This is a genomic window from Bacillus cereus group sp. N21 (assembly GCF_016483395.1).
GTDB classification, from domain to species: domain Bacteria; phylum Bacillota; class Bacilli; order Bacillales; family Bacillaceae_G; genus Bacillus_A; species Bacillus_A pseudomycoides.
On the sequence record NZ_JAEHBX010000313.1, the window covers coordinates 1 to 289 of the forward strand.

Genomic DNA, 289 nt, shown 5'->3' on the forward strand with positions numbered 1-289 from the left:
CTGCTTTATATATTATCTACGTTTTCTGCTTAGTCCCATTGCGTTTTCTACTTTGCGTAGTTGTTTGAATGCAACGCGGTTTGCTTTTTCGGCACCTTTGTCTAGAATTTCGTCTAGTTCTGGGGAGCTGATTAGTTCGTTATATTTGTCTTGGATTGGGCGAATTGCTTCTACGACTACTTGTGCTAGGTCGCCTTTGAAGTCGCCGTATCCTTTTCCTTCGTACATTGCTTCTATTTCTTCAACTGTTTTTCCTGAGAATGAAGAGTAAATTGTTAATAGGTTAGAG

At 39.8% G+C, this 289-nt stretch carries 1 pseudogene; it reads right to left on the bottom strand.

Annotation, left to right across the window (positions count from 1 at the left end):
• Positions 1 to 12: 12 nt before the first annotated feature.
• Positions 13 to 289: pseudogene (locus JDS96_RS31010) on the bottom strand (tryptophan--tRNA ligase); the annotation flags it as partial.